The sequence below is a fragment of the Gimesia panareensis genome, from assembly GCF_007748155.1.
In the GTDB taxonomy this organism is placed as follows: Bacteria; Planctomycetota; Planctomycetia; order Planctomycetales; family Planctomycetaceae; genus Gimesia; species Gimesia panareensis.
On record NZ_CP037421.1, the window covers coordinates 7,322,353 to 7,342,369 of the forward strand.

Below are 20,017 nucleotides of genomic sequence, written 5' to 3' on the forward strand. Positions count from 1 at the left end.
ACCTCCTTTCGAGGGAGGTACTCGTACAAATACTATACCAAACTGTTCACGTAGTTTTGGGTTTTGAAACTACCTCTAGCCTGATTCCCTGAAAAACTGCTTTCCTGAATCGTCATCGGACCACTTTTGTTGTAGATTGCCCCTCCACTCAAGGCTTTGTTCGTGTCAAAAGTCGTGCTAGATATGTCAAGGCTCCATACGCCTTCCGCAAAGATGCCTCCTCCATAGGAGGAAGCTTCATTTCCGATGAACTCGGAATGTAACACTGTCAAAGTTGCATCATCCAGATTGCCGTTATATTGATAAATCCCCCCACCATTTTTTGCACTGTTCCCAGTCAGGACAGAATCCTTCAGGATTAACTTTTCATAACTCAGAATGGCACCACCATCATCTGATTTGCCGTTTGTTAATGTCAGGTTTTCAAGTTCGACTGTGATATAGGTAAGGTAACTGGCATCCTTGATGAAAAAGATTCGACTGTCACCATTTCCATCAATCGTTAACTGATCGGCGCCCAACCCGGTAATGGTCAGATCATCAGAAATGGAAAGCTCATCGCCCAGCACAATCGTCTGCCCCGCCAGTGAGGCATCGAACGTAATCGTATCGGCACCCTCGTTCGCGTTGGCGGCTTCAATGGCGGCCCGCAGACTGCCTGCCCCCGTATTATCAGTGTTCATGACCGTAAAGGCGGTCAACAGCGTACGTTCTTCCAGCGTTTCCACACCGTGACGCGAAACCTGTAAACAACGGTCAGAAAACGTAGCGCGTGCCGGTTGAAAACCGTAGCGCTGTCTGTGCAGGATTCGTCCTGATGTGGCTGTTTGGGGACGAATGCGTGGTCTTTTGTTATTTCGTCAGTCGCGGTTGCTTGCTTGAGCTTTTTGTGTGCCGCCGTTTGGCGTCCTGTAACCGGTAACTTTCACCAGTGGTTTCCAGGATATGGCAACGATGGGTGAGCCGGTCGAGTGTGGCCCCCGTCAGCCGTTCGCTGCCCAGGACCTCGGTCCAGTTTTCAAAGGGGAGATTGGTCGTTACGATCAGGCTGAAACGTTCGTAAGCCGTGCTGATCACGTCGAACAGCAACTCGGAGCCGAGTTTACTTGCGGGGACATATCCCAGTTCATCCAGAATCAGCAGATCGAGTTTCGCGAGCTGCTTTTTCAGGCGGGTTAACTCCCGCTGTTCGCGGGCTTCCATTAACTGGGTAATCAGTTCTGTGACCTGGTAAAAGCGGACCCGCTTTCCCTGGCCGCAGGCGGCAATCCCCAGGGCGACTGCCAGGTGCGTCTTGCCGGTGCCGGAATTGCCCACCAGCAGGATATTCTCCCGCTGCTCGATAAACTCACCCCGCATCAGTTCGCTGACCAGCAGTTTGTTGAGGCCGGGCTGGACCTGAAAATCGAACGTTTCCAGGGTCTTATACGTCGGGAACTTCGCGGCCTTCAGACGTCGTTCCGCGGCCCGGCGTTCCCGTTCAATCAGTTCCAGTTCACATAACTGTAACAGGAATCCCAGATGGTCGACATTGTCAGTGGCACAACGGGCGGCGATCTTTTCGCATTCTCTGAGGATGGTGGGCAGCCTCAGGTTCTTGAGATGGTGCTGCAGCAGCACCAGGCTTTTGGTTTGTTTTCTGGTCACGTTTAACCTCCGATTAACAGGGACTGGTAAGCAGAAACATCCGTCTGTGCCACCTGTACCAGCTTCAGGTGGGGACGGCCTTCCAGGCTGAACAGAGTCAGCGGTGACTCCTGCTGGTATTCCAGAATCAGGCGAATGGCAGAAGCGCGGGTCGCATCAATGTCCAGCGCGTATTCCACCGCACGCTTCAGTGCGGATAACGGATGGTGTTCCAGCAGGCGCAGCACCTTGATGAACTCCCGCGTGCCGTCTGACTGCAGTTCGGCTTCCAGCCGACGGCGGAGAATGCCCAGACAGACCGGCAGATCCCAGTCTTCCAGGGGGCGGGCATGATCAAAGCCTCCCGGCTTCCGTTCCAGTAAACTCAGGTAATGAATCGGGTTAAAACGGGTCTGTTCCCGTCCCCAGTCCCGCTGGTGCCGGGCGATTAACGTCTCTTCAAACAACAGCCGCACTTCGGTGATGGTGGCCACGATAGTGATCTGACGATGCGCGTATTTTGTGGGAACCGAGTAACTGTTGGTATCAAAGCGGACCAGCGACAGGGAGTCGGCGTGTGCCTGTCCCAGTCGGCAGGCTTCGAACGTCTGCTGTGGCAGGGGCCGCAGGAATTCCCGTTGTTCTTCCGCCAGCAGGCTCTGTTTGGGGGAAGCCTGTCCCCGCAACTGACGCTGCAGATCGTTCCGGCAGCATTGCACTAACTGCTCGTTCAGAGTCTCCAGGGAAGCAACCCGGGGAACGGGGACCAGGAAGTTGCTGCGGGCATAGTCCAGCAACCGCTCGACATGGCCTTTCTCATTCGGTCGTCGTACCAGACAGAAATGATCGTCAAACAGAAAGTGGCTTTTCAGACGCAGGAACTCGGTCGTTACTTTTCGCTCACGGTTCCCTACCAGACTGGCTACTGCGATTTTCGAGTTGTCATAGCTGATCCGCTGCGGTACACCGCCCAGAAATTCAAAGGCCCGCTTGTGTCCTTCCAGAAAGGCTTCCGTACATTCCCGGGGAAAGGCCTGGATAAAAATCGCGTCCGAATAAGGTAACGTCATCACAAACAGGGCGACTTTGGTCAGTGTTCCGTCCAGCCAGACATCGGCAAAGCCGAAGTCCACCTGGGCTTCGCCCGGGGGATGGCGGAGCGGCAGGAAAACCTCGCGGGACTGGGCTTTCCAGTCACGGATGGCTTCCCGGACGATCGTGATTCCACCGGAATACCCGTGTTCGTCCCGCAGACGTTCGAAGATGCGCTTCCCCGTATGGCGCTGTTTGCGATGCACGCTGCGGTCGTTCTGCAGAATCTCATGAATGATCGGCAGAAACGGCTCCAGCTTGGAAGGCCGGGGCTTAGTCAGCCGGTATCCCGGCGGCTCCGAGTAGGTCAGTATTTTTTGCAGCGTGTCCCAGTGAATACCGTACTCGTCACGAGCAGCACGTTGACTGATTTCTCCGGTCAGAACACGCCGACGGATCTCACCCCATAACTCCATATCTGTAATCACCCTTGCCCCCGCTGTTTCCGGATCAGAACTGACTCATATACTGAGAGTCTGACCCAAAACCAACAGGTGGTCATCTGGGCGCTACGTTTTTATACCGATTTGCCACTACCCGACAGGCGCTACGTTTTCTGGCCGCTGTTTACAAAACCTGGGCTGAGACGGAACCTGCGTGCTGTGAATGGGTTCGGCGCCGTCGTATACGAGACCGCTGGCGTTGACAGCGGTCAAAATGCTGTTTCAGTGTGGAAAACCACAGGTAAGATTTCATATTGAAAATAACTGCAATGGGGGCATAGATAGAAACACGTGGACAGATAGAGTTAACACGCTCGTATAGTACCAGAGACGGGTCCAAAGACAACATGTTCCCTGCGGGAATTCATGTCTGTATCAGAAGGAAAGCAGATCTGACGTGTCATTCAGTTCACTGAAATATCCATCAATCAGGGTGTCCCAGTCGGCTGGTTTTGTTGTATCGGATTCAGGGGTGTTTTGTGAATTTTCACCCTGAGTCAAGCTGTCTGAGAGCAGCCTCTCATCAGTCAGAGGCAGAAGCAGATCCGCGGTCGTCAATGCCTGGCTGTAAGGTAAGACGATCAGCGACAGCTGGCCGTCATCTGCTGCCGATCCCGGATCGACAAGCAGCAACTCGTTCCACCAGTCAGTGTTGAACAGACCGGATGTGGGGAGGTCGAACTGCTGTGAATCGACAGAGCGAGTCGGTCGTGCTCCGTGCAGATTTTTGTAGCGGACCGAATCGAGGGGCGCGGCCTGGATCAATTCACTGATTGCGCTTCCAACCAGCCGCACATGTGAGTGATTGAGCGTGAATTCCGGATACACGATTTGCTCGCCCGGATTCGCTTCGGTCCCGTTTCCGATCGCCGACTCAAACAGGACGCGGGCAAACAGGACATACTGGTCATCGCCGACTTCGGTCCGTGTGGTTTCCGCAGCGAGACCGGTAATCGTTCCCGTACTGTTGTCGATGGCTCCGGACTGCGCCCCGGTGAAGGCGGGACCAAATTCGATGGATACCGCCTGCGCGACTTGTGGGTTATAGTTCAGATTGAAACCGGCGGACTCGACGCCGATATCGGAGGAGTCGGGCGTGCTGATCCAGATTTCCAGCCAGTGATTGCCCCATTCGTCAATCCAGGTGCGGTTCTGGGGAAGTTCTGATTTTTCGCCGTTGCTCGAGGTCCGCGTCCGCGAATTGACGAATCGCAAATCAATCTGAGTATAGGGCGCCTGCACCTCATACGCGCCGATGTCCACGGTACCCTCTTTGATGCGCTCGTAACCACTTCCCCGCTGGTCCGTTGTCAGACCGGCCTGTTCGACAGCGGCATTGCTGCCGGCATTGATCGCGGCACTGTCGGGCAGCAGGGCGTGAGTCCAGGTTAGCCCGCCGTTGTCTCGGAGTACCGGATCGAGCAGACCGTCGATACTGTCCTGGATGATGTTGAAATCGCCGAAATACTCTCCTTCAATTTGCGCGTCAGCAGCAGCTGAATTACCCGCGATAATTGTATTCGACAGCACAAAATCTGGCGCGTTGACACCGGTACTGTGCAAGCCACCGCCTGACTCTCCGGCAGTATTCCCTGTAACAGTGCAGTTCAGAATATTGACATGACTGATGAAAATTAAGAAGACAAACTTAGGAGGCGGAAAATCATAGTCTATCAGAGAACCTGTCAATGAGTCGTTACTCGTCAAATCGCTCTGCAGAATAAGCGAAGTAGAACTAATTGCATCTGTGACTGAGGACGCTGACTGTTCCCGATGATTCTGAATCGGTAGGTCATCCAGAACAGGGTAGGGACTTCGATTGTAAAAATATCCCCCGCCACCACTGGTTCCAGCATGATTTCCCGAAATGGTACAATTCTCTAATATCACGCTGCCAGCAGAAGTAGAGAGCCCTCCTCCGGTGGTGGTGGCTGTATTATTCGCTAAGGTACTCCCTGTTAGAGATGACTGGCCTGACATGTTAAAGAGACCACCTCCCTCGGACGCCTGATTCCCGGAGATGGTAGAATTGACCACGGTCAGTTTACCATGGTTATAAAGTCCCCCTCCGTATCCTTCTGCTGTATTCTCACTGATCAGACTATCGGAGAGGATCATTTCTCCGAAAGCGAGATAGACCCCACCACCCCTGTTAGCACGATTGGTCTGAAAAGTCACTCCTGAGAGTGAAGTGCCGGCTTCGGCATGATGATTGGGAGCAGAGGAGTCAGTTTCGGGTATTTGAGCCTGCCCTGCATCTCTCTGTTGATTAAAATAGTCTTCATAGGTAGGCCGTTCGAAATGAGAAGCACTGTAGAGACCACCTCCGTTTCCTGCTTCGTTGCCGACAAAACTGGTGTGGGCAATGGTCGTAACGCTGTAGAACGTGCTATAGCTGTCTGCAGGAGGATAAGTCCAAAGTAAAGAATAGGGATCACTGAATAACGGCTCATGGAATTCAAAACCGACGACCCCGGTAATATTATAAATTCCCCCACCATGTCTCTGAGCCACATTCTGTTGAAAGCGGCTGTCTGAAATATTCAAATCTCGATTATCATTAAAGATGCCTCCGCCACTCTTGCCGGCCAGGTTGTGCAGGAACAGGCTGGAAGTGATTGTCAATCGGCCGTCTGCATGATAAATTCCGCCTCCGTTGTCACTGGCTTCATTTTCAGAGATCGTGCTGTTGGACAGTGAAAGATCTTCAAAGTTCAGGATCGCCCCGCCCCGTTCAGCCTCACCATGGGTGAGCGTCAGCCCCTGCAGCGACACGTCAATCAGGGCATCTGTCCCGTCATCGACCGTAAAGACACGACCGTTGTGACCGGCATCGATGATGATCTGATCTGTGATGTCACCTTCGATCGTCAGACTGTCTGAGATGAGCAGTTCGCCGTTGAGATAAATCATCTGCCCCGCAAGTGTTCCTGCGAAGGTAATCGTGTCCGCACCAAACCTCTGATTGGCCAGACGAACTGCTTCTCGCAGCGACAACTGTCCTGCGGAGTAATCGCCGTCATCTTCATCCGACAGGGTATCCACCACCAGGGAGAAGGCGTCAAACTCGACTGCACCAATATCAACGGTGCCATCAAAGATCCGCTGATGAGTGCCGCCGCGCTGATCGGTAGTGAGCCCTGCTGCTTCGACGGCGGCATTACTGCCCGCATTGATGGCGGCACTCCCCTGCAGCAGGGCGTGCGTTTTAGTCGGGCCGCCGTTGTCTCGGAGTACCGGATCGAGCAGACCGTCGATGGTGTCCTGGACGATGTTAAAATCGCCGTCATATTCGCCTTCGACCTGAGCATTGTCCGGAGACGTATTCCCGGCAATGATACTGTTGGTGATGTCGTTACTGCTTCTTATGAAACTGTTATCTGCATTCGTCAGATAAAGCCCGCCTCCGTTTACGCCTGCTGCATTCCCCGTGATGGTCGAGTTCTGGATGTGGAGACTGCTTGACTTGACTTGATACATCAAATCAACAGTACTTGATATGGCTGTGTCTGCAGCAGAGAATGGATTCGTGGAGATTGCATCAAAACTGGAACTGGCTGAATCCAGTGCAACCTGTTCTGCAGACAGGTCCGCCGTGATTTCGACTCCATTTCCTGAAAATACGAGCTCATTTACAGTCGGAGTAAAGTTGAGTGGTTCTGACTGGATGAACCCCAATTCAATGTAAACGGTACGGGAAATGGGATAATCGGGACTGGAATAAATGCCGCCCCCCGAGTAGGTGGCACTGTTCCCTGAAACTGTGCTGTTCTGAATGGTCAAAGATCCGGTTCTGTGATAGATACCGCCACCATAGTATGCCCTGTTCTCTGTGAATGTACTCTCACCGAGAGTAAGCTGCCCGTCATTATATAGACCCCCGCCTTTGTCCGCGGTATTACCGGTAAAAGTGCAGCCGACAATCGTATTTCCTGTCAAGGAGAGATTGTCTGAGTTCTGCTGGGAAGCAACGACAGCTGTACTGCTCAGTCCCGATACCGTGTCACAATTCCAGAGCCAGTTACTATAATCGTCTTGAGTCATATAGACGCCGCCGCCACTGCGCGCCTCGTTTTCCAGGAAACTGCTGTGGAGAATCGCAACGACGTTGTACTCAGTATCTCCATCATTAATAAAATGGATCGGAGTGTATACAGATCGGAATACTGGAAATGCAGGACCTGGAATCGTATCCGGTCTGCTGTGTTTGAGTTTGGAACCGTAAATGCTATAGATTCCGCCTCCGCCTGCTTCGCTCACATTTCTATAAAACGTCGTCTCTTCTACAATCAGGTCCTGGTGCGAATTATAAATCCCGCCCCCGTTTTTGCGGGCGAGGTTATACGAGAAGATCGAGTCCGTTACCATCAGTTGCCCGCCGGCATGATAGATGGCGCCTCCGTCTGTGGTGGCTGTATTTTCCGTCAGCACAACATCAGACAGCAGCAGGTCTTCGTAGTTCAGAATCGCGCCCCCACGGTCCGCGCTTCCATGCTTCAGAGACAGGCCACTGATTTCCACTCCTGCAGCGGAATAGGTGTCTCCATCATCAATGCGGAAGATCCGGCTGTCGTCCCCCCCATCCAGGGTAAGCTGCTCCTGCCCCAGCCCGATGATGTGCATCCCGGATGAAATCAGCAGCTCACTCTCCAGCATGATCGTCCCGCCTGCCAGGGAGTTACTGAAGGTAATCTGATCGGTATCAAATGTCTGATTCGCCAGTTTGATGGCTTCCCGCAATGAGAGGTGACCGCTGGAATAATCGCCATCATCTGCATCCGACAGCGTATCCACCACGAGATGCAAGGCGTGAAATTCCACCGCACCAATATCAATGGTGCCAGCATAAATCCGCTGATAGTCTCCCCCACGCTGATCCGTTACCAGACCGGAATCGGCCACTCGTTGATTGTCCCCGGCATCAATGGCGGCGCTTCCGGACAGCAGGGCGTGTGTCAGGGGCGGGCCGCCGTTATCTCTGAGCACCGGATCGAGCAGACCATCAATGCTGGCCTGAATAATGTTAAAACCGCCGTTAAAGCTCCCCTGAATCTGACTGCTGTAGCTGGCAGAATTCCCGGCGATAATACTGTTGTTAATTTGTGCATCAGTTCCGCTCAGACCAGCCAGTCCGCCTCCCGATGATCCCGCAGAATTCCCGGTGATGGTGCTGTTGGTGATCCTTAAGCTGCTTGGCTCATACACAAGACGAGACGTGCACAGACTGATTCCATTGTCTGCTGATCCAATCGATGAAGTTGCGGCCAGATCGCTGGCGGGTGATATTAAGGAAGATTGATCTGGTATCGTATCATCAAGGAACGGCAAAATCGGTAGAATGACCGGTTCAAGTACCACAGGATAATAGCGAAAGAAGGATCCAAATTGATAGATCGCGCCGCCTGAACCATGGGCCTGATTTCCGGACAGTGTGCTGTTGGCTATCTCCAGCGAACCCTGATATGCAATTCCTCCGCCATAATCGGTGGCAATATTACCTGAAAGGGTGCTGCTTTTCAGCGAAATACTTCCATCGTAGCTACCATTGATGGCCCCACCGCGGGCGGCTGTGTTTTCTGTCAACGAACTGTCTGTGATCGAAATTGAGGAGTCTCCATTAAAGATTCCTCCTCCAGAATCAGTGGCTGTATTATTTTGAAAGCGTGTTCTGGCAATCGACAGTTCAGAGGATCCAAATTGATAGACCATCGTAGTATTATAGATTCCCCCTCCCGATACAGCTGTATTATCTGCAAACAGGCAATCCTCGATGCGCGCAGGAACGGATGCATGTGCATCCTGAGCGGTATAAATTCCTCCTCCATTTCTGTCCGATGTATTACCGAGAAAACTGGTACTAAGGATCGTAATCCAGGAACCGAGACTGTAGATTCCACCGCCAGAACTACCAGCAGTATTCTGATCAAACAGACTGTTCGAAATGGTTAACTGATTTCTATACGAAGAAATCGCTCCGCCGATTCCCGCCGCCTGATTCTCTAAGAATGCCATGTCGGAAAGCGTCAGATTTTCATGATTGAGGATGGCGCCGCCCTGATCGGCAGAACCATTGATCAGACTCAGCCCGCTGATCGTAACATCAATCGCTGAGAGTGCATTGTCATCGATATTAAAAATGCGACTGTGATGGCCTGCATCGATGGTAATCGGGAGACGCCAGGGGTCTGCACCGAGCCCATCAATCGTCAGGTCATCGGTGATCTGCAATTCAGAGGCGAGCTCAATCGTCTGTCCCTTGAGGGCGGCAGCGAATGTGATTTCATCCGCCCCTGCCTGGGCATTGGCGGCTTCGATCGCTGCCCGCAAACTCCCTTCGCCGGAATCGTCCGTGTTGACCACCGTGAATGTGGTCAGCAGCATGCGAACTTCCAATGACTCTGCGGCATGCAGCGAGACGGCACGCGCGATACGCGGTGCATGTGAATGGTGCTGCTGGAGCTGGCGTCTGCGGCGGTCCCTCACAAGGCAAGACTGAAACTGGTCCTGCAGTGAGTTCAACCATCGAAAGGGGAACATAGTTGGCGGTACCCGGCTGCAAATCTCAAGGAAGGTTACGTATGGTCATTACATGTCTAGTGTTTCGTATAGTACCCATCAAATAGGGTAAATACAACAAATAAACAAAATTTCAGCGGATTTTCGCAATTCATTAACCTGTGGCTCTACCCCACTTTCGGGGCGATTACAGTCGTTATTCAGTTGTCAGCCCGGCTACAGACCTGAGCACAGCAGTATATTTCTGTGATTCTGCTCGATTCGGCCTGATTTCCGTCAACCCTCTCAGGGCGTCCTGCGTTGCTGTGCTTTTCAGAACCGATGCGATCTGTATAATCCGGGTCCAGTTCTACACCCCACAACCTTAGAGGAGCCACTATGTTTGAATGGATCGCCAGCCCTGAAGCCTGGATCGCATTGGCGACGCTGGCCAGTCTGGAAATTGTCCTCGGGATCGATAACATCATTTTCATTTCCATCCTGGTGGGACGGCTCCCCGAAAAGCAGCGCGACCTGGCCCGCACGCTGGGACTGAGCCTGGCGATGATCGCCCGACTGATCCTGCTGTTCTCCATCTCCTGGGTCATGGGGCTGACCGAACCCTGGTTTTCCCTGTTCGGTTACGATTTGTCAGGACGCGATCTGATCCTGATCGGCGGCGGTCTGTTCCTGCTGGCCAAGGCCACGCATGAAATCCATAACAGCCTCGAAGGCCCCACACCTCACGAACAGGCCTCGTCCACTGCGACCGCCACTTTTGGTTCGGTGCTGGTGCAGATCGGGGTGCTGGATATTGTCTTCTCGCTGGACTCGGTGATTACTGCCGTCGGTCTGTCCGATCATATCATGATCATGGCGATCGCGATTGTGCTCTCGGTCGGCGTGATGCTGTTCGCCGCCAAGCCGATCGGCGATTTTGTGGACAAGCACCCGACCATTAAAATCCTGGCCCTCTCGTTCCTGATCATGGTCGGCGTGACGCTGATGGTCGAAGGCTTCGGGGTGCACGTCCCCAAAGGCTACATCTATTTCGCGATGGCCTTCTCCGTCACAGTAGAAATGCTCAACCTGCGGATGCGGAAGGTGCAGGGAGAACCCGTGCACCTGCATAAGAAACTGGAAGAGGGTGAGGCCAGCTGACTGACTTCACCCTCCCAGCGTTGATAGTCTGCTGAAGCATCGCGCTTAAGGAGCCTGCACGGTCGGCTCGTTGTCTTTCCAGGCGACTTCGGGAACCGTCTGCGTCACATCGCCGGTCGCCGCCCATTCGGTCCCCCGCTGCAGCGTAATCTGAAAGCCGGTCCCCTGCAGAGCCGTGGTATCGTGACCGAGGGTCGTGTGAAAGACGCGGCCTTTGCCGTAATCGATGGTCATCATGATCGGTTCATGCTCGCCGGTTCCCCGTTCGTTCGGTTCGGAATAAGCGGTCGCCAGCACTTGGACATTCTCGGCAGGACCGCGAAGTTTGCCGTAAACTTCATCCGCCGGATGCATCCACTCCAGAGGCAGACCTTTCACAATCGGATGTTCGGCTTCGCGGACTTTGACGACCACGGGAATCCGGGTGCCATGCGTGCCCCCGCGGCCGGCGGTGACGTCCTGCTCCCATTTGCCGTCCCGCAGACGGAGCATCGGGCCGGAGTTTTCATCGCGACCGCCCCAGCCGCCGACGGCAATCATCTGGTTGTAAGCGGGCCAGTCCGGAAATGCATTGTCGGCTGCGTGCACGGAGACAAATCCGCCCCCGTTGCTGACGTATTCGTCGAAGGCCTGTTGTACTGCTTTGGGCCAGTTTTCGCCGTTGTAGTTGCTCACGATAACATCGTACTTTTTGAAATCGGGACGCCACTGCTTCCACAGCGCCGGGTTTTCCTTCTTCAGCCGGGCGACTTCCGCCTTCCAGGCTTCCACATATTCTTCGAACTGTTTTTCCTGCTCGGGTGTCAGCTTCTTGTTCGCCGGCTTCCGCGGAGTGCGGGGCACGCCCGGCGGTGTCGTGGAGACTTCGACGGTAAACTTCCCTGAATTCTCCAGGATCTTTTTCAGGATTGGCGTGGTCTCCCGCCAGTTGTGATTATTCTGCCCGTCGATTAACAGGACAGAGAGTTTATCGCCCTGGTCCTGGCTCTCCGGGTTTTCTGTTTTCACCTGGGCCTGTTCCGGCTGATCGGCGGCGGTACAGGAAATGAAGCAGAAGGCGGACAGCAGCAGCAGGCAACATTTAGACAGAATCGGCGAGCACTTCAACGGATTTCTCCTCAATGGAATCAGACAGGGATACAGTTTCGTTCATTCAGGTTTTCGATGCGGGTCTGCATATTTTAAAGTACCAGCGGCCTCGATCCAAGTCACGGAAAATCGGTTCTGGAATCCGGAATTGCCTGCAATCCTCGACTCGAAGCCTCCTCCCGGCCGCATTTTTGACAGTCATCTGACAGTCTCAGAACGGGGGCTGTTTCAGCGTAACAACATGCCTATAATAGGGGATAGGACACGTCTTTCCATTTCAGCATGTCATGTTTCATAGAATGGGCTCGGTCATGAAACAGGTTGCCATTATTACAGGCGGCGGACAGGGGATTGGCGCAGCCACCTCTGTACTGGCCGCACAACGAGGCTATGCGGTCTGTGTGAATTTCAAGAATAATGAAACCTCGGCGGATTCCGTTGTCTGCCGGATTCGTAACGCGGGCGGCACCGCGATTGCCGTCCAGGCCGATGTCTCCGTCGAAGACGAAGTCGAACGGCTGTTCCAGACTACGGACGAAAAACTGGGACCGGTCACGGCACTCGTGAACAACGCCGGCATCCTCGAACAGCAGATGAAATTCGAGGAGATGACCTATGATCGCTGGAAGCGGATCTTCGACACCAACGTGTTCGGCAGCTTCCTCTGCTCGCGGGCCGCGATCCGCAGGATGTCCACGCACCACGGCGGTCAGGGGGGCGCGATCGTGAATGTCTCTTCGCTGGCCTCCCGCGCAGGATCTCCGTTTGAATACGTGGACTACGCGTCTTCCAAAGGGGCCGTCGACTCATTGACGCGGGGTCTTTCCAAAGAAGTCGCAGACGCAGGCATCCGGGTCAATGCCGTCCGGCCCGGCTTCATCGACACGGCGATGCACGCCAGCGGCGGCGAACCGAACCGCATTGAACGGGTCAAATCACAGGTCCCCCTCAAACGGGGCGGAACGACGGAAGAGGTTGCGTATGCGATTCTGTGGCTGCTTTCTGACGAAGCCACTTATACCACGGGCAGTTTTATTGAGATCGCCGGGGGGAGGTAGTCCGTTGTGGCTTCGCCGTTTACTCCCATCACCGTTGGACAAGCCAACGGTGCCACCCGGTCACTTCGGTTTCTGCCGAACCATATCTCCCGTAACGTTATGTCAATCATTACAAGCGTGCCTGATGGATCTCACCTCTCTAAATCAGCTGATCCCAATCAACAAGTTCAATATATCTTTTTTCTCCCGATAACCCGCATTCATTGAGCCTGTCAAGCAAGGCAAAGAAGTACACCACCTGGGCCTTTTCGATCGAAACACTCCCATCCCCGTTCTCTTGAAGCCAACTCAAAACCCAGAGATGATCGTTGCTCTTAATAATTCGACCATAGATAGAAACAAGACGGTCGGTTTCATTTGTCGTCAGTTCTTCCAGGAAATCATGCGGACTCTTCTCTGACCGAAAGATCCTGCCAACATCATTACCACCGATTTGGTAATACTGCTGCACAATGTCTGTCAGATATGAAATCCGTCGAGGTAATTTAATGGCCCCCTGCTTTTCTACAAATTTCTTGCCGTCAGGCTGCCAGATAGTGTTCCGATTGATAAAGACTTTTCTTCGAAATGATCTGTCAACAGGGTCGCCGATTTCACGTTTTCCCATTTCGATACTGCAACCTTTCGGAATTCCCATTGATCGTACGATTGCGACAATGTCTTCCGTTACAGAGCCGGCTATGTCGAGAGTCTCCAGTTGTAGCGCAAAGACCTCTGTCCAGCCTTCTTTTGAGTCTGATGCATGTGACGTCGATACCCGGGCGCTCTTATAGATCTTTGCCAGACCGTGAACCTTGTCTTCAAGTTCATCAAGATAATCACGAGCATCGGCGATGTTATTACAAGTAATAGAGACCGTTATGTATCCAGCAATTTTGCTTTTTGGCATAATCAATGTCCCTGAGAGACAGTTCGTAATTCTTGACTGATGTTCGAGTCGAAATTGAGCACGACTTTGAGGAATACCAAACACTCGAACTACCGCCGTACAGTTTGTTGATGGGTTCGTGCAGGGCCAAGGCCGATGGCAACCGATATAATGTCATATTATTATAGTGCTTCTGTTTCAGCTATCGAGGAACAGAAGCAACGGTGCCAGCCGGTCACGGGATCTGGTCTAGTCATTCAAACAGCAACAACGTTAGACTACAAGCTGATAATCCCGTCTCAACTCGAATCTGGAGACACGAGCCGATGAATCAGGAATCACGTCTACGCAGGACTAAAACCAGTAAGCTGGTAACCGCTCTAGTGACAATCATCGTTTTGGGGATGTTGTCAATCTTTGAGAAACTCGCTCACGCAGATCAGCCCCTTTCCGCAACGAAGGCGAGTGCTGGCGACCTGTTTGAAACTGAGGGCCCGACCGCTGCCCAAATCGCCCGGCAAAAACTGATTGCCTCTGCCAAGGCTGCCCCTGACAAACTGCAGGCGATCGGTCTCTTCTGCCATAACCCCATGGGCTGGAAGATGCTGGTCTATCTGCCGCCCGGCAAAGCGTGGAGACTGTATGGGGCCATTCGCCCGATTCCCTTCCCCGTGCTGGTGAAACCCGCGCCGGAAGACGACCACTCCGACATCCCCGCTGCTCCGCGGGGACGCATTGTGCAACTCGAAGGATCGCTGAGCATCAACGACGAAGGTCACTGGCAGCTCATCATCGAGACCGATCGCCCCGTCATTCAGGGCACGGACCTGGCCGTTTTCAGCTTCTACCGTCCCGGTGACGAGACCCGGGAAGCAATCGCCAGGTATATCACCCGGCAGGAGCCTCAGCAGAGCTGCATCACCGGCTCGGTGGGAACGCAGCATGTCACCCGCAAACAGAATGACAAGCTGGAACTGCTGAGCGCGCGGTATGTTCCCCAATCATTCGCAGGCAAGAAGACGGCGGAGACGCTGTTCCCCGGATACAGCGTCTGGATCGAAGCAACGCCGCGGGCCGGTGGGCAGAACGGGAAATGATTGTTGGTTGACACTGACATGTGACAGGACAATGAAGCTACTAGATCAAGAGATATCCCAATGTCAGACAATCCACAGCTTGAAAACAGACTTATTGAACTTACCCACACGATTGAGAGCGATCCCGACAACACTGACAGACTTTACGAACTGGGACGCGCATTGGAATCAACTGGTAAGCTGGAAGAAGCATTGTTGAGATATGAGGCCATCGTTCGCATGGAGCCCGGGGATCACGAATCGATACATGCTGTAGGAGCAATCAATTTGAGACTGGGAAACAACTCTGCAGCGATATTGAGTCTCAGAAAAGCTGTTAAGTTGTGTGAAGATCAACCGGATTACTTAGTCGACCTCGGCGATGCGCTGTTCGAATCAGGAGATCTAAAAGGGGCAAAAGTCGCTTACGAGAGGGCTCTTTCGTTAGCCCTGCCAAATGAAGAGGTTTCTGAACGAATCAAACTTGCCCTCGAAAGATTCCAATCCAGCGGTGAATAATATTTGTCAGGTTAGAATGGTACCGTCAAATCGAAACGTGTTTCAAGTGATATTGTTGCGTCCTGAAAATTCGAGCCCCGCTGATTGTGACAGGTAATATTGTTGAGACACTATTTTAATGACCCGTAAGAAAACGTAAAATCACAGTTGCGAAGCTTCCTGTAGTTGATGCCATAGTTGTCCGGAAACATCTTGCCCCGAAGATTAGAATATGAGCTCTGGATACGAAGATCACAATCTGGTGAACCATAACTGGCCTGCGATTTCTGTGGACCATGCTGGGTTGTGGCACTCGAAGTGGACTTTTGAGTTCCGTTCACAGCCTGATACTGAGATTGACTTAGAGAGAATGGGCAGGGAGTTCAGCACAGAACTCAGCAGGACCGTGAAAGTGGTTACCGATCACCGGAATGAGATGTTTGATGTCGTGCTTGAGTCGGATGGGATTCGTCTCTTCGTACATACGACAACGGAATCACATCTGATCGGATCAGAGTATATGTCAGCGATTATTGAATTATTCCAGCTCGTGGAACAGAACTTTGGGCACATCGAACTCATTCAGTCACAACCGCGAGAGATCTGGCCACCGTGGTGGAAGCCTCAATGGTGAATGTGGCAAGATCAAGAAAGGCAGGCCTGCCCTCAAAACAACTCCGTGACGCCGTTTGCTGCTTTCCGGGGTCTGACTTGGAGTTGATTCGTGCTTTGGGGATACAGTTTCATGATAATTTGAGTGGTCCAGCTCCAGTCAGTCGAATACAGGTTCCTGACATTTTTCTATCCCACCTTTCTGCCGTTCATTAATAGTACAGCAGAAAACCATCTGGAAAGCTCCCTCCTCCCCAGCCGCAGGGAAAGTGTCCCAGATTGTAAACCGTGAACAGGTTCCTGAAGAATATCGGAACGACACACCCGTATTGAGCGTATGTCATTTCCATTACATACAACTGAATGTCTCGACAGACTGCGTTTGCGTAGAAAGGGTTCAGACCAATCGCTCCAATGGTTTCAGTGATGGCGGGAGTGACACGCTGTGACACCTCTTGCCTCACCACGACAATTAAATCATTCCATTGATTAAATTGTTCTCGATACTGCGTTGCCAGTGTCCTGGCGATTGAATTCTGCTGAAGTTCTTTTATCGTTTCCCATTCTTCGTTGTACGCTTCGTCGGCCTCCTCCCAGGTTTGCACTTGCCTCAAATGCTTCTCGGTCGAAATAGATGATTCCTTTCCACCGGCTTTCAGCCATGGGATCGCGTCAAGAGATTCAATTATGGCTGGTGCAATTTGCATCTCGAAATCATCCTACCGATCTATGATCCTGCAGGTTAAGAACACTCCTGCATAGAGAATTAAAAAATGTCAGGAACCGCTTTCTGAATATATTCTAACGAGTGGCAAATAAACCGCGCACAAAAAAGCAGGAGTCCCATTTGGGAAACTCCTGCTTTGAATGCTTTGGCAGTCGGGGAAAGACTTAGAGAGTCTTTTCGCCTTTTTTCCAGTTACAGGGGACGTTTTCGCCTGTCTGGAGTGCGTCGAGAACACGCAGCACTTCGTCGACGTTACGTCCGACGCTCAGCGGGTGGATGGCCAGCCACTGGCAGACGCCTTCCGGATCGATCAGGAAGATACCACGCAGTGAGATGCCGAGCTCTTCTTTCAGGACGCCGTAGTCGCTGGAGAGCTTGTGAGTTCCGTCAGCCAGCATGGGGTACTTCAGGTCGGCCAGTTGAGGATCAGCGTCGCACCAGCCTTTGTGGGAGTACTTGCTGTCGGTGCTGGCGGTCAGTACCTGGCAATTGCGTTCTTCGAACTGTCCCAGGGCTTCGTTGAATGCGACCAACTCAGTCGGGCAGACGAAGGTGAAGTCCAGGGGATAGAAGAACAGGCAAACCCATTTGCCTTTGAAGTCTTCCAGTTTGTAATCCTTGAAAGAATCGGATGTGCGATCGTAACCCTGCAGTGCGAAATCGGGAGCGGGCTGCATTACTTGAGCTGTCATTAGTCTTGTCTTACCTTCAAAAAACGGTGAATCGAAATTGTTGTATATAACAGAACACGGGCTGCCTGCCTGCAGGATCAACCCGTGTCATGAGCGTCTGTTTTAGAGACCAGCCTTGATGACGGAAAGTGAACCGGGCGATTTTTCCGGATCTTTTCCCTGAGTTCCGAACGTAGTCAGATACAGGTTGCCTTCCTTGTCAAAGGCGATGGCAGCCGGCTTGTCCAGAGAGACAATCTTTTCGGCAGTCACTTTGTCGCCGTCGATTTTCAGTTCGAACAGACCGCCTTTGGCAGCGTCGACCCAGGAGAAATCGGTGGCGTAAAGCTTCTTGGTTTTGGGGCTGTAAGCCAGGCCGGCGATGTCGCTCAGGCCGGTTTTCAGGCTCTTGGTCAGCTTACCGGTTTTGGGATCGTAGAAGGTCAGCAGCGAATCGCCGGCCACGTTGACTTCACCCATCTGACCGACGACCAGTTCTTTTCCGTCGAGCGTGAAGGTGATAGCTGCGGGAGCGTCGACGTTGGTCGCGGTTTTGGTTTCGATGCTGGGTTCCAGCGGACCGGCTTTGCCGTCTTTGACGACCGACTTGGCGACCCAGCCTTTGGTATCGTCGCCGTTACAGGTGACGTAGATGGCATCGGCACCGAAAGCGACGCCGTAGAAGTTGCCTTCGCCTTTGGCAGACTTGTCGCTGGCTTTGATCGGTCCCAGAGTCTGGGCAGCGGTATCTTCTTTGACCCATTTTTCCAGGGGCTTGTCGCCGACCTTGTAGATGCGGACCAGTTCTTCACCATCGGGACGGCTGCCGTCGCCGACGACCAGCATGTCCTTGCTCATGAAGGTCAGACCCAGGGGTCCGATGTTGTATTTGGGGCCTTTGCCGTAGACATCGGTCGGGTAGGCGTCGATTTCCAGATCAACGGTTTTGCCCTTGGCGTCATAGCGATAGATACCGTAGCGGCTGGCGACGAAGACGTGTCCGGTGCCGTCCTGAATGGCGATCCCGCTGGGACTTTCCAGGTTGGTGACCAGAGTCTTGACGGTCACGGCCGGCTTTTTGGGTTCTTCTTTCTTGGGCTCCTCTTTCTTAGGAGCTTCCTTTTTAGGTTCTTCCTTCTTGGGAGCTTCTTTTTTGGGCTCTTCTTTTTTAGGAGCCTCTTTCTTGGGTTCTTCTTTCTTTTCGGCGGCTTTCTTTTCGTCGCCTTTCTTATCACCTTTTTCATCGGCGATCAGATGAGAACTTCCGAGTGTCAGGCAGGCTGCGGTCAGGCAGTACGCGCTGAGCTTCAAGATTTGTTGTAAATTCCACTGCATGGTGTTCATCTTCCTTTGAAAAGGGGATTTTCAATTAGTTTCCAAACTCATCCTGTAACGCGAAATGTCCGCCGAGAACTTACTTGGGTAACTCGGGCATTTTATGATCAGGATAACTCGAACTGGTCAGACCTTCCTTCATGAAAGTCACCAGGTCATCCACTTCCTGCGGTGTCAAATTCAGTTTGAAAATCTCTTCATCGAGAAATTCGTTGGGAACACCGCCTTTATTATAGTGTTCAACAACTTCTTTCAAAGTCTTCAGGCTGCCGTCGTGCATGTAGGGACCGGACTTCGCAATATCACGCAGCGTCGGTGTTTTGAAGCTGCCGGTATCGCCGCCGAGTTTGCTGATTGTCTTGCGTCCTTCATCCGGTTTCTTCGCATCCATGCCGACGCCGATGTTGTGGAAGGCATTGTCGGTGAAATTGGGTCCGGAATGACAGGAACTGCAGGCCGCCCGGCCGAAAAAGAGTACCCTGCCCCGCTCAGCAGCGGGTGAGAGTGCTTTCTTGTCGCCTGCCTTGAAGCGGTCGTAAGGGGCATCGCCGCACAGGATTGTACGTTCATAAGAGGCGATCGCCTTGGCGATGTTATCCTCGGTAGCGTCGGAGCCGAAAACTTTCTGGAACTGTGCCTTGTAGCCAGGGATCTTGTTGATCCGGTCGACGGCTTCCGGGAGAGTCAGGTTCATTTCGATCGGGTTGGCGATCGGACCGACCGCCTGCTCTTCGAGTGAGCCGGCGCGGCCATCCCAGAACTGGAAGTTGTTGTAGGCTGCGTTGAGAACAGTGGGGGAGTTGCGGCCCCCCTTCTGACCTTTGAAGCCAGTCGCGAACTGATCGGCGTTGCTGTAGCCCTTCGCGGGATCGTGACAGCTGGCACAGGAGATCGTATTGTCGCGTGAAAGTCGTTTGTCGAAGTAGAGCTGTTTCCCGAGGGCAATTTTTTCCGCGGTCGGCGGGTTGTCTGCGGGAAACGGCACGGGGGGTAAGCCGGCGGGAACTTTGATGACCGGATCCGCAGCCAGCAGGCTGGCCACACCGACGTGAATCAGCAATGCAGCTGCTCCACCTGCGATCAGGGTCCGCACCAGTTTGTGACAGGCATTTCGCGGCATCATATCACCTCACTACGTTAGTCGACTCAAAAAGCGGTTCAGGGGGGACAACCGACTGTTTTCGGTGAATGTGTGCACACAGTTTACGGCGGGTGCACGGTCAACAACACACTCCCGACCCAGATAAGTTGCCTTAATTGCTTATT

The 20,017-nt window shown here is 52.9% G+C and carries 15 protein-coding genes; 5 read left to right on the forward strand and 10 right to left on the reverse strand.

Annotated elements, in window-relative coordinates; translation table 11 throughout:
• Positions 1–32: 32 nt before the first annotated feature.
• The 4 genes from Enr10x_RS27655 to Enr10x_RS27670 all read right to left on the reverse strand — a co-directional run bounded on the left by Enr10x_RS27655 (position 33) and on the right by Enr10x_RS27670 (position 9,698).
• On the reverse strand, positions 33–728 hold the full coding sequence (locus tag Enr10x_RS27655; protein ID WP_145452215.1) for a hypothetical protein: 696 nt from the start codon (positions 726–728) through the stop codon (positions 33–35).
• Between the two features lie 124 nt (positions 729–852).
• Positions 853–1,647, reverse strand: coding sequence for an IS21-like element helper ATPase IstB (gene istB, locus Enr10x_RS27660; RefSeq protein WP_145447830.1), 795 nt, complete (start codon positions 1,645–1,647; stop codon positions 853–855).
• A 2-nt stretch (positions 1,648–1,649) separates the two neighbouring features.
• A complete protein-coding gene (istA, locus tag Enr10x_RS27665; RefSeq protein ID WP_145447831.1) occupies positions 1,650–3,134 on the reverse strand; it encodes an IS21 family transposase in 1,485 nt (494 codons plus the stop codon).
• A gap of 402 nt (positions 3,135–3,536) precedes the next feature.
• On the reverse strand, positions 3,537–9,698 hold the full coding sequence (locus Enr10x_RS27670; RefSeq protein WP_145452217.1) for a choice-of-anchor Q domain-containing protein: 6,162 nt from the start codon (positions 9,696–9,698) through the stop codon (positions 3,537–3,539).
• A gap of 357 nt (positions 9,699–10,055) precedes the next feature.
• Between Enr10x_RS27670 and Enr10x_RS27675 the strand changes: the two genes are divergently transcribed.
• On the forward strand, positions 10,056–10,817 hold the full coding sequence (locus Enr10x_RS27675; RefSeq protein ID WP_145115096.1) for a TerC family protein: 762 nt from the start codon (positions 10,056–10,058) through the stop codon (positions 10,815–10,817).
• A 45-nt stretch (positions 10,818–10,862) separates the two neighbouring features.
• Here the strand turns inward: Enr10x_RS27675 and Enr10x_RS27680 are convergent, their stop codons facing one another.
• Positions 10,863–11,924: a ThuA domain-containing protein gene (locus Enr10x_RS27680; protein ID WP_232093162.1), complete on the reverse strand. Its 1,062-nt coding sequence runs from the start codon at positions 11,922–11,924 to the stop codon at positions 10,863–10,865.
• A 293-nt stretch (positions 11,925–12,217) separates the two neighbouring features.
• Between Enr10x_RS27680 and Enr10x_RS27685 the strand changes: the two genes are divergently transcribed.
• Positions 12,218–12,964: an SDR family oxidoreductase gene (locus Enr10x_RS27685; RefSeq protein WP_197996274.1), complete on the forward strand. Its 747-nt coding sequence runs from the start codon at positions 12,218–12,220 to the stop codon at positions 12,962–12,964.
• 139 nt (positions 12,965–13,103) lie between these two features.
• On the opposite strand, the gene Enr10x_RS27690 is transcribed toward Enr10x_RS27685, so the two are convergent.
• On the reverse strand, positions 13,104–13,853 hold the full coding sequence (locus tag Enr10x_RS27690) for a hypothetical protein (RefSeq protein WP_145452219.1): 750 nt from the start codon (positions 13,851–13,853) through the stop codon (positions 13,104–13,106).
• Between the two features lie 305 nt (positions 13,854–14,158).
• Here Enr10x_RS27690 and Enr10x_RS27695 point away from each other — a divergent pair, with 305 nt between their 5' ends.
• From Enr10x_RS27695 to Enr10x_RS27705, 3 genes are all read left to right on the forward strand, one after another.
• Entirely contained in the window at positions 14,159–14,929 is a 771-nt protein-coding gene (locus Enr10x_RS27695; RefSeq protein WP_145452221.1) for a hypothetical protein, read from the forward strand.
• 60 nt (positions 14,930–14,989) lie between these two features.
• Positions 14,990–15,427, forward strand: a complete 438-nt coding sequence (locus tag Enr10x_RS27700; protein WP_145452223.1) for a tetratricopeptide repeat protein — start codon at positions 14,990–14,992, stop codon at positions 15,425–15,427.
• Positions 15,428–15,812: 385 nt separating this feature from the next.
• On the forward strand, positions 15,813–16,040 hold the full coding sequence (locus Enr10x_RS27705; protein ID WP_145452225.1) for a hypothetical protein: 228 nt from the start codon (positions 15,813–15,815) through the stop codon (positions 16,038–16,040).
• Positions 16,041–16,230: 190 nt separating this feature from the next.
• Here Enr10x_RS27705 and Enr10x_RS27710 read toward each other — a convergent pair whose 3' ends face one another.
• From Enr10x_RS27710 to Enr10x_RS27725, 4 genes are all read right to left on the reverse strand, one after another.
• A complete protein-coding gene (locus tag Enr10x_RS27710; protein WP_145452227.1) occupies positions 16,231–16,725 on the reverse strand; it encodes a hypothetical protein in 495 nt (164 codons plus the stop codon).
• A gap of 184 nt (positions 16,726–16,909) precedes the next feature.
• A complete protein-coding gene (locus Enr10x_RS27715; protein WP_145452229.1) occupies positions 16,910–17,437 on the reverse strand; it encodes a peroxiredoxin in 528 nt (175 codons plus the stop codon).
• Between the two features lie 102 nt (positions 17,438–17,539).
• On the reverse strand, positions 17,540–18,751 hold the full coding sequence (locus Enr10x_RS27720; RefSeq protein WP_145452231.1) for a YncE family protein: 1,212 nt from the start codon (positions 18,749–18,751) through the stop codon (positions 17,540–17,542).
• A gap of 79 nt (positions 18,752–18,830) precedes the next feature.
• Complete coding sequence (locus Enr10x_RS27725; RefSeq protein ID WP_232093163.1) at positions 18,831–19,874, reverse strand: cytochrome-c peroxidase; 1,044 nt, start codon at positions 19,872–19,874, stop codon at positions 18,831–18,833.
• Between the last annotated feature and the right edge of the window lie 143 nt (positions 19,875–20,017).

Coding starts and splice junctions, on each gene's coding strand:
- Enr10x_RS27670 (WP_145452217.1), bottom strand. CDS start 9,698: ATGTTCCCCTTTCGATGGTTGAACTCACTGCAGGACCAGTTTCAGTCT.
- istA (WP_145447831.1), bottom strand. CDS start 3,134: ATGGAGTTATGGGGTGAGATCCGTCGGCGTGTTCTGACCGGAGAAATC.
- Enr10x_RS27715 (WP_145452229.1), bottom strand. CDS start 17,437: ATGACAGCTCAAGTAATGCAGCCCGCTCCCGATTTCGCACTGCAGGGT.
- Enr10x_RS27700 (WP_145452223.1), top strand. CDS start 14,990: ATGTCAGACAATCCACAGCTTGAAAACAGACTTATTGAACTTACCCAC.
- Enr10x_RS27725 (WP_232093163.1), bottom strand. CDS start 19,874: ATGATGCCGCGAAATGCCTGTCACAAACTGGTGCGGACCCTGATCGCA.
- Enr10x_RS27685 (WP_197996274.1), top strand. CDS start 12,218: ATGAAACAGGTTGCCATTATTACAGGCGGCGGACAGGGGATTGGCGCA.
- Enr10x_RS27675 (WP_145115096.1), top strand. CDS start 10,056: ATGTTTGAATGGATCGCCAGCCCTGAAGCCTGGATCGCATTGGCGACG.
- Enr10x_RS27710 (WP_145452227.1), bottom strand. CDS start 16,725: ATGCAAATTGCACCAGCCATAATTGAATCTCTTGACGCGATCCCATGG.
- Enr10x_RS27720 (WP_145452231.1), bottom strand. CDS start 18,751: ATGCAGTGGAATTTACAACAAATCTTGAAGCTCAGCGCGTACTGCCTG.
- Enr10x_RS27695 (WP_145452221.1), top strand. CDS start 14,159: ATGAATCAGGAATCACGTCTACGCAGGACTAAAACCAGTAAGCTGGTA.
- Enr10x_RS27690 (WP_145452219.1), bottom strand. CDS start 13,853: ATGCCAAAAAGCAAAATTGCTGGATACATAACGGTCTCTATTACTTGT.